Source organism: Mycobacterium sp. H4Y, from assembly GCF_000364405.1.
GTDB lineage: Bacteria > Actinomycetota > Actinomycetes > Mycobacteriales > Mycobacteriaceae > Mycobacterium > Mycobacterium intracellulare.
The window spans coordinates 73,594-87,758 of record NZ_AKIG01000001.1 but is presented as its reverse complement, the minus strand read 5'-3'; the positions used below and the strand labels follow the sequence as shown (position 1 = coordinate 87,758).

The window sequence follows — 14,165 nt, the reverse complement described above, 5'->3', positions numbered from 1 at the left end:
GTGCGGTGAATGTCGAGCAGTTCCGGGCGGACCTGCGCGCGTGGCTCGACGACAACGATCTGACACCCGGGCCCGACCACTCGCTGCGGGGCCACATGCAGCAGTTCGCCCGGGTCAGTCGCGCGCTCTACGACGCCGATTGGATGCGCTACGGCTGGCCGGAGGACGTCGGCGGATTGGGCGGTCCGGCGGTGCTGCGCGCGGTCGTCGGCGAAGAAGTGGTGGGCCGTCGGCTGGCCGAACCCGGCCCGTACTCGATGCTCGAAGTGCTGGCACCCACCATGATCGACTACGCGCCCCCGGAGCTCGCCGCGGAGATGGTGCCGCGGCTGCTGAGCGGCGAAGAGCAATGGTGCCAGGGCTTTTCCGAACCGGGATCCGGCAGTGACCTCGCGTCGCTGACCACTCGCGCGACCCAGCAGGGCGACAACTGGGTCGTCAACGGGCAAAAGGTGTGGACCAGCTTCGCGCAGTTCTCGACGCGGTGCGTCCTGCTCACCCGCACCGCGCCGGGCCACGACGGCATCACCGCCTTCTTCGTCGACCTCGACACCCCCGGCATCACCATCCGGCCACTGCGCACCATGCACGGCGTCGACGAATTCTGCGAGGTGTACTACGACGACGTGGTGATTCCGGCGAGCAGGATGCTCGGCCGGCCTGGGGACGGCTGGCGGCTCGCCATGGACCTGCTGCCCTATGAGCGTTCCTCCTGCTTCTGGCAGCGAATCGCTTACCTCTACTCCCGGTTCGACGACCTGATCGCCGAAGCGTCCGAGATCGGTGAGCCCGACGAATCCGCGCTGGGCGCAGCCTATCTGGCGCTGCACACCCTGCGCTGCCGTTCGCGCGCCACCCAGCACCGGATGCGCGACGGGGCCCGCCTGGGCCCGGACACCTCCATCGACAAGGTGTTGTTGGCCGCCGCCGAGCAGCGCCTCTACGACACCGTCCATGACCTGTTGCCGGGGAAGCTCGAACTCGAAGACACACCGTGGCGTTCGGAGTACCTGTACTCGCGCGCGGCGACGATCTATGGCGGTACCGCCGAGATCCAGCGCAATATCATCGCCCGCCGATTGCTCGACCTCGGGAAGGAGTGACCGTGACGCCTTCGCCGAACACCGAGTCAGACCCCGAATCGCTGCGTCTGCTGGCCGACGCGTTGCGGACGACGATGGGCGCCGCCTCCGGAGCCAAGCTCGACGCCGCACTGACCGACCTCGGCTGGCGCGACATGCTCGACGAAATGCCCGACGCCGCAATACCGTTGGTCTTCAAGATGCTCGGCGAGACCGGCTCGCACGCGCCCGTGCTCAACGATGTGCTGCTGTGCGCGGCCGGTGATGCGCCCGGGGGCGCGCTTCCGCTGCCGTTCGCCGGCGGGTCCTGGGTGCTGTGGGAGCGTCGCGACGAGTCCGACGCGGCGATCGACGAGCTGCTTCCCATACACCCTGTGCCGCAAGGCGATCCATTGCCATCGGCCGCGCTGCACGCGGGATGGCGCGCCCTTGGCTGGTGGCTGGTCGGCACCAGCCGCGCCATGCTCTCGCTGGCCCGTCAACATGCCCTGGACCGCGTTCAGTTCGGTCGCCACATCAGCTCCTTCCAGGCGATCCGACACCGTCTGGCCGAGACGCTGGTGGCCATCGAGGGCGCCGAGGCGACGCTGCAGGCCGCCACCGGGTGCGACGACGAGGGGCTAGCCGCACTGCTGGCCAAAGCCGCGGCCGGCCAGGCGGCGCTGACCGCAGCACGGCACTGCCAGCAGGTGCTCGGCGGTGTCGGATTCACCGCCGAACACCCGCTGCACCACCACATCAAGCGCTCGCTCATTCTCGACGGACTGCTGGGAAGCGCGCGAGAACTGACTCGCGATGCCGGAAGAGCTTTGGTGACAACGGGATACGCCCCACGGCTTGCCCAGCTGTGACGGATCGGCCCGCGCGATGACGATCGGCGGGCCTCTTCTCGGCGGCGTCCACGTAGACTCGTCCCGACACCACAAGGATGGGACGCAATGAGTCACCCCGACGCACCGCGCAACGAGGCCGGCGTCGCCTCGCTGCTGCTGGGCCTGGTCGGGCTCATCACGTGTTGGATGATGCTCGGGGTGCCGTTCGGTATCGCGGCGGTGGTGACGGGCGACGTCGCCCGGCGGCGCGTCGCCCGCGGGGAGGCGAACAATCCCCGAACCGCGTTGGCGGGAATGGTTTTAGGCGTGATCGCGATACTGGTCGGTCTCGTCGCCATCGGCTATTACGCCAGGCTGGACGTCGCCAGGCACTGAGGCGCGGATCAATTCCGCGGCAGCCCGAGCACGCGTTCGGCGATGATGTTGCGCTGAATTTCCGAGGTGCCGCCGGCGATGGTCGCGGCGAACGTGCGCGCGTACCGGTCGAACCAGGCGCCGTAGTGGCTGTCCAGGTTGAGTGGGGCGAACGGGGCGGTGACCCCGTGCAACGCCAGTCCCTCCCCGCCCTTGGCGCCCAGCGCGTCTTCGCAGGCGCGTTGCATTGCCTCCGATCCCAGCAGTTTGAGCACCGACTGGGCCGGCACGTCCTCTTCGCCGCGCGCGGCTTTGGCCAGCGTCGCCGACCCGAGCAGTCGCATCGCGTAGAAATCCATCACCAGCGTCGCGTAGCGATCCCGCTGGACGGGCCCCGCGGGCCTGGACTCGACGGTCAGCGCGTGCAACATGTCTGCGTAATCCAGCCACAGCATCGCGCGTTCGTGACCGAGCGAACCGGTCGCCACGCGCCAGCCCGCGTCGAGCTCCCCCACCAGGTTCTCGGCCGGCACCCGCGCGTCGGTGAAGAAGACCTCGTTGAAGTCGACGTCTTCGATGTCGCCCATCGACGCGAATGGACGGCGGACCACACCGGGGGTGTCGGTCGGAATCAGTAACGCGCTGATGCCCTTGTGCTTTGGGGCGCCCGGATCGGTGCGCACGAACGTCAACAGCACGTCGGCGTGATGGGCGCCCGATGTCCACACCTTCTGCCCGTTGACGACGAAGTGGTCGCCGTCAAGCACCGCACGGGTTTTCAGCGACGCGAGGTCGGATCCCGCGCCCGGTTCGCTCATGCCCAGTGACGCGGTGATCTCCGCCCGCAGGATCGGCACCGCCCAGCGCTGCTTCTGTTCGGGGGTGCCGAACGTCAACAACGACGCCGCGATGATGCCCACGCCCTGCGGGTTGAAGCTTTGATAGATCCGCCGTCGTGACAACTCTTCTTGGTACACGTATTGCTGCAGCAGCGTCGCGTTGCGCCCGCCGAACTCGGGCGGGTTGCCGGGCAGTAGCCATCCGCTGTCGAACAGCAGGCGTTGCCAACGGCGGGCCCACGTAGGGATGTCCGAACTCGACCGCGGCCGGTCGAGTGCCTCGGCCTCGGAAGGCAGATGTTCATCGAGGAACGCGATGAATTCGGCGCGGAACGCCTCCACGTCGGCGTCAAACGTCAGCTGCACGGCACTTCCCGAAATGGTCCTGAGCGCAATCGCGCCGCCGGTAGATCACGCTTTCCGCCAGCGGCGCGGTTCACTCTTGCGATTACGCTTCCATACACACGTCTAAGAGAATAGTATTCTCGTGGTAAGAAAGTTACAATCTCCGACACGTGATCCGTGAGGGGGTCGAGCGCAGCGATGTCACGGCGTTCTCCGGTAGAGTCCAACCATGTTCTCCCAGCGCGGCAATCACCTGAGTCGGCCGTGACCAGTCCCAGCGAAGAGCCGGCCTGGAAGCAACGCGCTGTCGAGCGGTCCATCAAGACGGCGAAACTGCGTGCGGCGCAACGTGTTCAGCGCTTCCTCGACGCCGCCCAGGCCATCATCATCGAAAAGGGCAGCACCGACTTTACCGTCCAGGAGGTCGTCGACCGCTCCCGCCAGTCGCTGCGCAGCTTCTACCTGCAGTTCGACGGCAAGCACGAGCTGTTGCTGGCGCTGTTCGAAGACGCGCTGAGCCGCTCGGCCGACCAGATCCGCGCCGCCACGGAAAGCCACACGGATCCGCTGGAGCGGCTGCAGGTCGCCGTGCAACTGCTGTACGAGGCCTCGCGCCCGGATCCGACCGCCAAGCGCCCGCTGTTCACCGACTTTGCTCCGCGGCTGCTGGTGACGCATCCGGCCGAGGTCAAGGTCGCGCATGCTCCGCTCCTGGCGTTGCTGACGGAACTGATGGACGCGGCTCACGATGCCGGCAAGTTGCGTAACACCATCAATCCCAAGCGCGTGGCCGCCATGACCATGCAGACGGTGATGTTCATCGCGCAGTCCAGCGGCGGCCCCGACGACGCGACGACCCACCCCATCACCGCAGAAGAGGTATGGGACTTCTGCTCGCGCGGTTTCGTCGCGTAGCACGCCCCCACGGGCCGTAATCTTCCTCACTCCGGAGCTGAGCAGATAGCGCACGCCGTTTGCCCGTGAGAATGAGATTCTCTAATATCTAGAACCACAAATGGCCGAAACGGATTCGCCATTGACACCCGTGTTGGCCGAATGACAGAGTTCAAAAGCGGCAAGACCCACGATCCGGGGACGCGATTGTTCTCCGCGCAGGCGAGCCGATCAGATCAAGTCAGGAGTTGAGGTAGCCATGACCGGACGTGTTGAGGGCAAAGTCGCCTTGGTCACCGGAGCGGCGCGCGGTCAGGGCCGCAGCCATGCGGTGCGATTGGCGGAGGAGGGCGCCGACATCATCGCCGTCGACATCTGCAAGCCCATCCGCGAGGGCGTGCTGGACACCGCGATCCCGGCGTCGACGCCCGAGGACCTCGCCGAGACCGCCGACCTGGTCAAGGGGCACAACCGCAGGATCTTCACGGCCGAAGTCGACGTGCGCGACTACGACGCGCTCAAGGCGGCGGTCGACAGCGGCGTCGAGCAACTCGGCCGGCTCGACATCATCGTGGCCAACGCCGGAATCGGCAACGGCGGAGAGACTTTGGACAAGACCAGCGAAGAAGACTGGACCGAGATGATCGACATCAACCTGGCCGGGGTGTGGAAAACCGTGAAAGCCGGTGTGCCCCATCTTCTGGCCGGCGGTCGCGGCGGATCCATCATCCTGACCAGCTCGGTCGGCGGCCTCAAGGCCTATCCCCACACCGGCCACTACGTCGCGGCCAAGCACGGCGTCGTCGGGCTCATGCGCGCCTTCGGAGTTGAGTTGGGACAGCACATGATTCGCGTCAACTCCGTGCACCCCACGCACGTCAAAACGCCCATGCTGCACAACGAGGGCACGTTCAAGATGTTCCGGCCGGACCTGGAGAACCCGGGCCCCGACGACATGGCGCCGATCTGTCAGCTGTTCCACACGCTGCCGATCCCGTGGGTCGAGCCGATCGACATCAGCAACGCGGTGCTGTTCTTCGCCTCGGACGAGGCGCGCTACATCACCGGTGCTACCCTGCCGATCGACGCGGGTAGCTGCCTGAAATAGAGTTCCGTCCCATGGACGGCTTTCTGTCTGGCTTCGACGGCCGAGGGGCCGTGGTCACCGGCGGCGCCAGCGGCATCGGCTTGGCCACGGCCACCGAATTCGCCCGCCGCGGCGCCCGCCTGGTGCTCTCCGACGTCGATCAACCCGCGCTGGAACAGGCGGTGAATCGGCTGCGCGGCGAGGGTTTCGACGCACACGGAGTGGTCTGCGACGTCCGGAATCTCGACGAGATGGTTCACCTCGCCGACGAAGCCTTCCGGTTGCTCGGCAGCGTCGACGTCGTTTTCAGCAATGCCGGCATCGTCGTCGCGGGGCCGATCGGCCAGATGAACCACGACGACTGGCGCTGGGTGATCGACATCGACCTATGGGGATCGATCCATGCCGTCGAGGCCTTCGTGCCCAGGTTGATCGAACAGGGCAGCGGCGGGCACATCGCCTTCACCGCGTCCTTCGCCGGGTTGGTGCCCAACGCCGGTCTCGGGACGTACGGCGTCGCCAAATACGGTGTCGTCGGCCTCGCCGAGACACTGGCGCGTGAGGTCAAGGGCAATGGCATTGGCGTATCGGTGTTGTGCCCGATGGTCGTGGAAACCAAGCTGGTCTCCAATTCCGAGCGAATCCGCGGCGCGGACTACGGGCTGTCGGCCAGTCCCGAGGCGGCGTTCGGGACGTTGCCCACCCAGGACGAGAGCGTCGGCGCCGACGATGTCGCGCGGCTGACCGCCGATGCGATCCTGGCCAACCGGCTGTACATCCTGCCGCACGCGGCGGCCCGGGCGTCCATCCGCCGCAGGTTCGAGCGCATCGACCGGACCTTCGACGAACAGGCCGCCGAGGGCTGGACGCACTAGGTCAAATGGCCCGACTTCTCAGCGGCCTGTTCCAGGCCGCATCGTCGTCGCGCTAGGTCGGCGGGCCCAGCCGGTAGTCGCCGGTCCGGGGGTCGTGATACCACCCGCTGGAGGCCTGGGTGCCGCCGTCGATGTGCAGCGTCTGGCCGGTCAGATAGGCCGCCATGTCGGAGGCCAGAAATACTGCCGCGCTGGCGATTTCGTCGACATGGCCGGGTCGGCCCAGCGGCACCATGTCGCGCATGGCGCTCGTCGCGGCCTCGCCGCCGAGCTGCGCGAGGCCTTCGGTGAGCGTGATGTCGGGGGCTATCGCGTTGACCCGGATCCCGTGCGGCGCCAATTCCAGCGCCGCGGTCTTGGTGTAGTTGATGACGCCGGCCTTGGCGGCCGCGTAGGCGGCGTAGCCCGGCGCCGCCCGCACGCCCTCGATCGAGGTCAGCGAGACGATGCTGCCGGGCAGGCCCTCGGACACCATCTTCCGGGCGACGCGCTGGCTGCACAGCAGCACGTGGCGCAGGTTGGCGCGATAGAGCGCGTCCCAACCGTTTTCGCTCGTTTCCAGCAACGGCGAGGAGAACACGCCGCCGGCGTTGTTCACCAGGATCGTCGGCGTGCCGAGTTCCGCGATGGTGCGTTCCAGCGCGGCATCCACCTGGCCGCCGTCTCGGACATCGGTGACGATCCCCAGGGCGCCGATGGATTCGGCTGCCTGTGCGCAGGTTTGGGCGTCGCGCTCCCAGATCGCCACCCGGGCGCCGAAGGCCGTCATTCCGGCCGCGATGCCGCGGCCGATGCCCGCGCCCCCGCCGGTCACCACCGCGACGCGGCCGGTCAGCAGGATGTTCGAGGGGTCGATCGCCATCGTCGATCAGCCGTGCATCGCCGGCGCGCGGCCGATGACACCGTCGGATTCCAGGGCGGCGATCTCGGCGTCGGACAACCCGAGCCCGGCCAGCAGCTCGCGGTTGTGCTGCCCGAGCAGCGGCGCGTGCTCGGTGTGGAACTTGTCGGGCCCGGCTGAGCATCTCATCGGCACGGTGCTGAGCCTAGCCGCACCGTTGACCGGGTGGTCGACCTCTTCGAAGAAGCCGCGGAACGCCAACTGCTCCAGCTCGGTTTGACGATGCGGTTGCATGACCTTGGCCACCGGCACTCCGGCGTCCCAGAGGGTTGCGACGATCTCGTCGCGGCTGCGCCGTTGGCACCAGGCTGCGAGTTGTTCGTCGATCAGATCGTGGTGCTCACTGCGGCCGGCGTGCGTCGTCAGCCCGGGATCGGTTGCCCAGGAGGGTGATCCGATTGCGCGACACAGCTTCACCCACTGATCGTCGGTGGCCACGGCGATGGCGACCCAGCTGTCGAGCCGGCCGAATTCGTCGATATCCGCGCTGAGGTAGAGGTTCTGCGGTGCGGCCGCCGGTCCACGGTTGCCGGCGCGCTCGAGCAGCGCCCCGTACGCCGAGTACTCGATGACCTGCTCGGCCGAGATGCTCAGGGCCGCGTCGACCATTGCCGCTTCGACGAACACGCCCTCACCGGTTCGGCGGCGATGCTCCAGCGCCAGTAGCAGGGCGTTGGCCGCGTGCACACCGGCATTGGGGTCGCCGATCGAATACGGGTCATAGGGTGTGCGGTCGGGGTAGCCGGTGAGCCAACTGACTCCGGCGGCGGCTTCGATGACGTAGGCGAAGGCGGGATTGTCACGCCATGGCCCTTCGAGGCCGAAGCCGGGCATCCGCACCATCACCACGTCGGGCCGAATCGATTGAACGGTGGCGAAATCCAGCCCGATCTGGTCCAGCACCCGGGGGGTGAAGTTTTCCACGACGACGTCGCAGGTGGCGATGAGCCGGCGCAGCAACTCCCTGCCGCGCGGGCTCTGCAGGTCCAGCGTCAGACCCTTCTTGTTGGTGTTCAGCGCCTCGAAGATCGGCGACTTCTCCCACCATTGCTCCTCGGTGGCCGGCACGCCGGCGATCAGCCGCGTGCCGTCCGGCCGTCGCGTCGATTCGACGTGGATGACCTCGGCGCCGAGCATCGCCATAAGGTGCGTGGCGCAGGGTCCCGCCCAGAATGTCGTCATGTCCAGCACTCGGATACCGCTGAGTGGCAGCGCTTTTGCTCCGCCCGTCGGCGCGGGGCGGGCGGGGAGGTTCGCGGCCCGGTAATGCTCGGTGTGCGCCCCCAACCGCGGCGCCGGACGCGGTCCGCGCAACTGCGCCGGCCGCATCCGGTAGGGGTGCCCCGGCTGCTGGTAGCCGTCGCGCGGATTGCGGACGAACGAACCGCGTTCCACGAACTGATCGAACGACGTGACGTTGGCGCCGTTGGCTACCGGCGCGTTGGGAATACGGAACGCCGAAGCGAGTTCCCGGATTTCGGCGACCGTGGTGTGGGCCAGCCAGTCGAAGAGCTCCTCGGCGTGGATGTTGGCCTGCTCCGTGATCGACAGCGGCGATTCCTCGTCGATCCACTCCGGGTGGCCCACCATCGCGCACAAGTCGAACCACTGCTGCGCGGTCCCGCAGCCGAGGTCCACCAGTCCGTCTTTCGCCTGAGCCACGCCCGGAATCGTCGGCCGTCGCATGTCCCGCCACGGCCGCCCGAGCACCTCGAAGTACGACACCGGGTAATAGGTGAGGCACAGGATCTGCGTCTCGAGCATCGACAGGTCCAGCAGTTCACCTGGCCCACCGTCGAAGCGGCGCCATCGCGACGCCAGGGTGGCCGCGCTCGCGTAGGCTCCGGCCAGGTACTCGCCGACCTGACCGCCGACGAAGACGGGCGGGCGTTCCTGCTCGCCGCGGCCGAGCCCGACGATTCCTCCCGACCACGCCTGCAGCGTGAATTCCGTTGCGGCGCGGTCACGCCAGGGGCCTTCCAGCCCGAACGGCGTGATCGCCGTGACGGTCAGGTGCGGGTGCCGCCGGTGGATGGCGCGCGGCGCAAAGGCCGGGTGCTCGGCCACGGCCGAACCGGCGGACCAGACCACCGCGTCCGCGGAGGCCAGGAGCCGGTTCACCAGCTCGGCGTCGTCCTCGTCGGAGGGGTCGGCGATGACGCTGTGTTTTGCACCGGCCAGGAAGCCGAACAACGCGCCGTCGTCGCCGGGCGCGATGGGCGCGCCCGAGGCAGACCATTTGCGCAGCGGATCTCCTTGCAGCGGCTCGACTTTCACGACATCGGCGCCACCGTCGCAGAGCAACTTGGTGCAGTAGGCGCCCGCTATGCCGGTGGACAGATCGATCACCGTATAGCCGGTCAGTGGCGGTTCGACCCGGGATGGCGTCACGAGTTCTTTTTCTTCGCTTTGGCTTTTTTGCGGGCTTTCTTGCTCAGGCGCCACTCGGCGGGAAACTTGCCGTCGTTGTCTTTGACCGCATCACCCAGCCCCTGTTCCATGGCGTCAGCGAGCGTCAGCTCGTCACCGACATCCGGGCGAACCATGGCGCCCATCGACTCGAAGACACCGCTGAGCATGCTGCCCAGATACTCGCCCTGGAACTGCTTCATGATCTCGAAGAACACCTTCTGCATGAAGACGGTGTCGGCGGGGCGGTTGCGGGCGCAGGCCAAGGCGTACTTCTCGACCTCCGCCTCGAGTTGGTCCCTGGGCACCACGCTGTTGAGGAAGTTGCAGTCGTACATCTCGGCGGCGGTGAAAGCCCGTCCGGTGAACACCATTTCCTGGAATTTGCGGATGCCCATGGTCTGCGCCCACCACCACATGCGGGGGCCCCAGCCGTAATACCGGAACGACGGATGTCCGAACAGGGCGTCGTCGCTGGCGATCACCAGGTCCGCGTCGGCGGCCTGGTAGAAGTGCCAGCCGTAGCAGTAGCCCTTGGCTTCGAGGATGCTGATCTTCTTGAAATCCTGCAGGCCGCGGATGCCGGAATTCGGATTGGCATACCACTGACCGAGCGTGGCGCCGTTGCGAAACGAGCCCTCCGGCGGGTGCCTGACCTCCTGGGCACCGATCCGGTATTCGGCGAGCCGCGGCCCTTGGTCGGCCGCGGCACGGACCCGCATCACCTCGACCAGGTCCGCACCCGAGCCGAGGTCGTCGCCGGCTCCGCGGACCACCAGGACCTTGACGTCGTCGTCAATGCTGGCGCGGTGCAACAGATCCGCGTAGCGCAGGCGCGCGGCGATCGTCGGCGCGTTGAGGTAATCCGGGCGGTCGAACGTGATCGTGGCGATCCGCGTCTCGGCGTCTTTGTCGTACCGGATGATCTCGTCGGCCGGTGGCTCTGCGGGATCGGTCATGGCTAGGGCTGCCAGAACGGGCTGGCGGTGAGCACTTCCGGACCGTCGGCGGTGATCAGGACCGCTTCTCGCCCGAATACCGCGCCGACTCCTTCTTCCCAGACATAACCCGTCACGGCGAGCACCATCCCCGGTTCCAGACGTTCGCCGGCCGCGGTGGCGGGCAGATGCTTGGAGACGACGGGTGGGTCGAACCCCATGCCCAGGCCACGGGCGACCGGCATCGGTGGGTCCGGCTCCCCCGCGGCGTGGTACGCGGCCATCAGCTCGGCCGCGCCGGCGCCGGGCCGACAGGCCCCGATCAGCCTGTCCCACAGGCTGTCCCAGCGCCGATACAGGGCCGCGGCGCCGCCGGGAACCTGCTTCTTGCCGGCCGGCCAGGTGCGTCCCACCTCGCCGACGTACCCGCCGGCCAGGACTCCCGCGGAGAACGCCACCAGATCGCCGTCCTCGATGCGGCCTTGAACACGGTCACCGCCGTCGGCGCGCCGCCACGGGTGCGTGCGCGAGGTCGCCCACGCGACGTCTTGATTCGACGGCGTGCTCACGCCGCCGGCCGCCGAGGCCTCCAACACGACGCCGGCCAGCGCTTGTTCGCTCACCCCGGGCCGCAATTCCGCGACTGCGGCCGCCAGGGCCGATTCGGCCACCGCGACGGACTCCCGCACCGCGGCGATCTCTTCCGCCGTCTTGACGCGGCGTGCCGCCCGCATAGCGAGCTCGCCATCGATCAGCTGGGCGTTGGGGAATGCGGTCGGCAGCAGCTGCGCGAAAACCGGTGAGAGCGCGTCGGTTCCGACCCGCCTCGCATCGGCCGCCCCGTCGATGCGCTGCAGCGCCGACATGGTGTTCACCGGGTTCCACGAGATGCCGTAGAGGTTCTCGTGGGGGATGTCGTCGGGCACGCCCTCGTCCCACGTGCTGAGGAGGTGCACGGCACCGGTCTCCCGCACCACCACACAGGTCGGACCGAACGGCCGGGTGCCGGCGACCCAAAGCTGCGGCGCGCCGGTGACGTAACGGACATTGGCTTGCCGGCCGAGGACCAGGACATCGAGGTCGTGCGCGGCCATCTGGTCGAGCGCCCGCTGGCGACGCCCCGAGCGCAGCGCGCGGTCGTCGGGCAGGACTTCAGTTCCCATAGGGGTCATAGGGGTAGTCGGTCAAACGGATCCAGCCTTCCTCGGTGATCACCAGGACCTCTTCGCTGCGGTAGCCGCCGGTGCCGTCCTCCCACACCACGGGCTCCAAAACCAGCACCATCCCGGATTGAAGAACGAAATTCTCGTCGAACTCCTGGCCGAGATCCGTTCCGATCATCGGCATTTCGGCGGCATTGACGCCGATGCCGTGGCCCAGGTAGAAGTGTGGCAGCCAGGGCTTGGTGCCGCCGTTGGCCTTGATCGCGGCCCGGCCGAGGTCCGCCGCGGTGGCGCCGGCCTTGGCGACACCCAGGACGGCGGTCATGATCTCGAACCAGGTGTCGAACTGCGCCTGTTGGCGCGGGGAGGGGTCCCGCCCGACGATCCAGGTACGTCCGAAGTCCGAGCAGTAGCCCTGGTAGGTGATGCTGACGTCGGTCCACAGCACGTCGCCCTCGGCCAGCTCGCGCTCGGTGCTCAGCAGCGGCAACGCCAGGTCGCCGTGCGTGGTCCACACGCCCTCGGCCTTGCTGGGCGGCATCACCTGCCAGATCGGTTCGAGCATGCTGGCCGTGGCGCCCAGCTCGAAGGCGCGTCGCAAAAAGCTTGCCGACAAATCGATCTGGCGTATCCCGGGCGCCAGCTGCTTCTGCACCTCGACCATGGCCTCGTCGGTGATCCGGATGGCGGTGCGCATGCACGACAGTTCGTCCGGGGTCTTGACCGACTTGGCCGCGCTGACGACGGCCGCGGCGTCGACCGGGGCCCCGTTCGGGAACAGGACGTTCGCGGCGCGCGACATCGCCCCCGTGCATTCGTCGACAGCGACCACCGATTTGGCCGGGATCAGCTCGGCGAGTGTCCGCGCGAAATGGGTCACGCCCTCGTCGAATTCGAGATAGACCGGCCCGTGCAGGTGGTCGGCGGGCAGATCCGACTCCTGTGCGGCCCCCTCCCGGAACGGGAGGAACAGGTGCGGCCATTCGTCGTCGGCGAGCACCACGGCCACCGGGCGCTCGACATAGGACAGTCCGGCGTCGCCCAGTGGCCAACTTGCGCCGGTGGCGTAGACGACGGCGTTGTTGCCGAGCAGGATCATCGCGTCGACGCCGCGTTCGGTCATCGCCGACCGCAGCCGCGCTCCCGTCTCGCGGCGCAGGCGCGCCAGGTCGGGTGTTTCCGGAATCACCAGTCCGTTGCCGCTGCTGGTGCCCAGGTCTGCGATCGTCTTCACTACAGGCCCAAGAACGTTGTGATGTTGTCGCTGACGATCTTCTTCGCGTTCGCCGGACCGACGGCGTCGACAACGGCCTTCAGCGACTTCTCCGAGTAGCCATAGGTGCTTTCGTTGTGCGGGTAGTCGCTGGACCACATCACCCTGTCCACCCCGATCTGGTCGATCAGCTGCAGGCCCAGGGGATCGACCATGAACGACGCGCTCATATGGGTGTCCCAGTAGTAGCGCACATCGTGCTGCAGCGGCCGGTTGAACATGTGCTGATAGGACGCGACCAGGTGTTCGGCGTCCTGCAAAGCCCATGGCACCCAGGCGATTCCGCCCTCGAACCAGCCGATCCGCAGCCCGGGATGATCGTCGAGAATTCCGGTGAAGAGATACTTGGCGAACTGCTCGCGGAAGCCGTCGACGTTGATCATCATGCCGACCACCACGCTGTTGAACTGACACGGGGTCTTCGGCGGGGTCTCGCCGATGTGGTGGGTCACCGGCAGGCCGGCGGCCTCGATCTCGTCCCAGACCGGTTTCATCGCGGTACTGCCGTAGTCGATGATGTTGCCCTCGTCGTCCTTGCCCGGGTTGAGCGGCAATAGGAACGTCTTGAGTCCCAGGGACTTCAGCTCGTCGAGGGTCTTGCGGGTCCCCCGAGGGTCCCACCAGTTGATCAGGCCCGCCCCGTAGAAGTGGCCGCCGGAGCGCTCCTGCAACTCAGCGATGTATTCGTTGTAGATGCGGAAGGCAAGCTCGCGAAGTTGCTTGTCCGGGTAGTGGAACAGCGCCAGCACCGCGTTGGGAAAAGCCAGTTCCTTCTCGACTCCGTCGTCGTGCAATTCCTGAATCCGGGCCTCGATGTTGGTGCTGGCGGCGCCGGGCAGGTCGTCGTACTGCATCAGGACCGCGCTGAAATCACCCGGCAGGAACGACTGCCCCTTGCGGCCGACCTGGTAGGCGCCCTCCTCGTACCAGATCCGCGGCGCCTTGTCCTTCAGGTCTTCCGGGAAGCGTTGGTAGAAGATGTCATCGGCGAGCGAGATGTGGTTGTCGGCCGAGAAGACCACGGTCCCGGCGGGCAGGCCCACATCGCTGCCGGCGGCGTGGCCGCGCCGGTCCTTCGGAGCGCCATAGCCTCCGGGCGGGTAGAGCGTGCTTGCTTGAGTCGTCATCGTTGACCCTCCATTCGGATCCGCTGTTGTCGGCAGTTCTTTCAA

The 14,165-nt window shown here is 67.3% G+C and carries 13 protein-coding genes; 6 read left to right on the top strand and 7 right to left on the bottom strand.

Going from position 1 to position 14,165, the window contains the following annotated elements; genetic code table 11:
* Window positions 1–5: 5 nt before the first annotated feature.
* From W7U_RS00420 to W7U_RS00410, 3 genes are all read left to right on the top strand, one after another.
* The gene (locus tag W7U_RS00420) at window positions 6–1,103 is read left to right on the top strand and encodes an acyl-CoA dehydrogenase family protein (protein WP_008253657.1); all 1,098 of its coding nucleotides are present in this window, start codon (window positions 6–8) and stop codon (window positions 1,101–1,103) included.
* Window positions 1,100–1,933 carry an acyl-CoA dehydrogenase family protein gene (locus tag W7U_RS00415; protein ID WP_008253656.1) on the top strand — a complete coding sequence of 278 codons (834 nt, stop codon included), beginning with the start codon at window positions 1,100–1,102 and terminating at the stop codon, window positions 1,931–1,933. The genes W7U_RS00420 and W7U_RS00415 overlap by 4 nt, the downstream gene beginning before the upstream one ends.
* Window positions 1,934–2,020: 87 nt before the next feature.
* On the top strand, window positions 2,021–2,290 hold the full coding sequence (locus W7U_RS00410; RefSeq protein WP_008253654.1) for a DUF4190 domain-containing protein: 270 nt from the start codon (window positions 2,021–2,023) through the stop codon (window positions 2,288–2,290).
* 8 nt (window positions 2,291–2,298) lie between these two features.
* On the opposite strand, the gene W7U_RS00405 is transcribed toward W7U_RS00410, so the two are convergent.
* On the bottom strand, window positions 2,299–3,474 hold the full coding sequence (locus tag W7U_RS00405; protein ID WP_008253653.1) for an acyl-CoA dehydrogenase family protein: 1,176 nt from the start codon (window positions 3,472–3,474) through the stop codon (window positions 2,299–2,301).
* A gap of 243 nt (window positions 3,475–3,717) precedes the next feature.
* On the opposite strand from W7U_RS00405, the gene W7U_RS00400 reads away from it, so the two are divergent.
* The 3 genes from W7U_RS00400 to W7U_RS00390 all read left to right on the top strand — a co-directional run bounded on the left by W7U_RS00400 (window position 3,718) and on the right by W7U_RS00390 (window position 6,309).
* Entirely contained in the window at window positions 3,718–4,368 is a 651-nt protein-coding gene (locus W7U_RS00400) for a TetR/AcrR family transcriptional regulator (protein ID WP_008253652.1), read from the top strand.
* A gap of 238 nt (window positions 4,369–4,606) precedes the next feature.
* On the top strand, window positions 4,607–5,455 hold the full coding sequence (locus tag W7U_RS00395) for a mycofactocin-coupled SDR family oxidoreductase (RefSeq protein WP_008253651.1): 849 nt from the start codon (window positions 4,607–4,609) through the stop codon (window positions 5,453–5,455).
* Window positions 5,456–5,478: 23 nt separating this feature from the next.
* Entirely contained in the window at window positions 5,479–6,309 is an 831-nt protein-coding gene (locus W7U_RS00390) for an SDR family NAD(P)-dependent oxidoreductase (protein ID WP_085976840.1), read from the top strand.
* Window positions 6,310–6,361: 52 nt separating this feature from the next.
* On the opposite strand, the gene W7U_RS00385 is transcribed toward W7U_RS00390, so the two are convergent.
* Genes W7U_RS00385 through W7U_RS00360 form a run of 6 tightly spaced genes read right to left on the bottom strand, consistent with a single transcriptional unit; the run spans window position 6,362 to window position 14,015 of the window.
* On the bottom strand, window positions 6,362–7,171 hold the full coding sequence (locus W7U_RS00385; RefSeq protein ID WP_008253649.1) for an SDR family oxidoreductase: 810 nt from the start codon (window positions 7,169–7,171) through the stop codon (window positions 6,362–6,364).
* A 6-nt stretch (window positions 7,172–7,177) separates the two neighbouring features.
* Window positions 7,178–9,601, bottom strand: coding sequence for a CoA transferase (locus tag W7U_RS00380; protein ID WP_008253647.1), 2,424 nt, complete (start codon window positions 9,599–9,601; stop codon window positions 7,178–7,180).
* On the bottom strand, window positions 9,598–10,578 hold the full coding sequence (locus W7U_RS00375; protein WP_008253643.1) for an enoyl-CoA hydratase/isomerase family protein: 981 nt from the start codon (window positions 10,576–10,578) through the stop codon (window positions 9,598–9,600). The genes W7U_RS00380 and W7U_RS00375 overlap by 4 nt, the downstream gene beginning before the upstream one ends.
* A gap of 2 nt (window positions 10,579–10,580) precedes the next feature.
* Window positions 10,581–11,720, bottom strand: a complete 1,140-nt coding sequence (locus W7U_RS00370; protein WP_008253641.1) for a M24 family metallopeptidase — start codon at window positions 11,718–11,720, stop codon at window positions 10,581–10,583.
* The gene (locus W7U_RS00365; protein WP_008253639.1) at window positions 11,710–12,954 is read right to left on the bottom strand and encodes a M24 family metallopeptidase; all 1,245 of its coding nucleotides are present in this window, start codon (window positions 12,952–12,954) and stop codon (window positions 11,710–11,712) included. The genes W7U_RS00370 and W7U_RS00365 overlap by 11 nt, the downstream gene beginning before the upstream one ends.
* The gene (locus tag W7U_RS00360) at window positions 12,954–14,015 is read right to left on the bottom strand and encodes an amidohydrolase family protein (protein ID WP_170320577.1); all 1,062 of its coding nucleotides are present in this window, start codon (window positions 14,013–14,015) and stop codon (window positions 12,954–12,956) included. Before W7U_RS00360 ends, W7U_RS00365 begins: the two co-directional genes overlap by 1 nt.
* Between the last annotated feature and the right edge of the window lie 150 nt (window positions 14,016–14,165).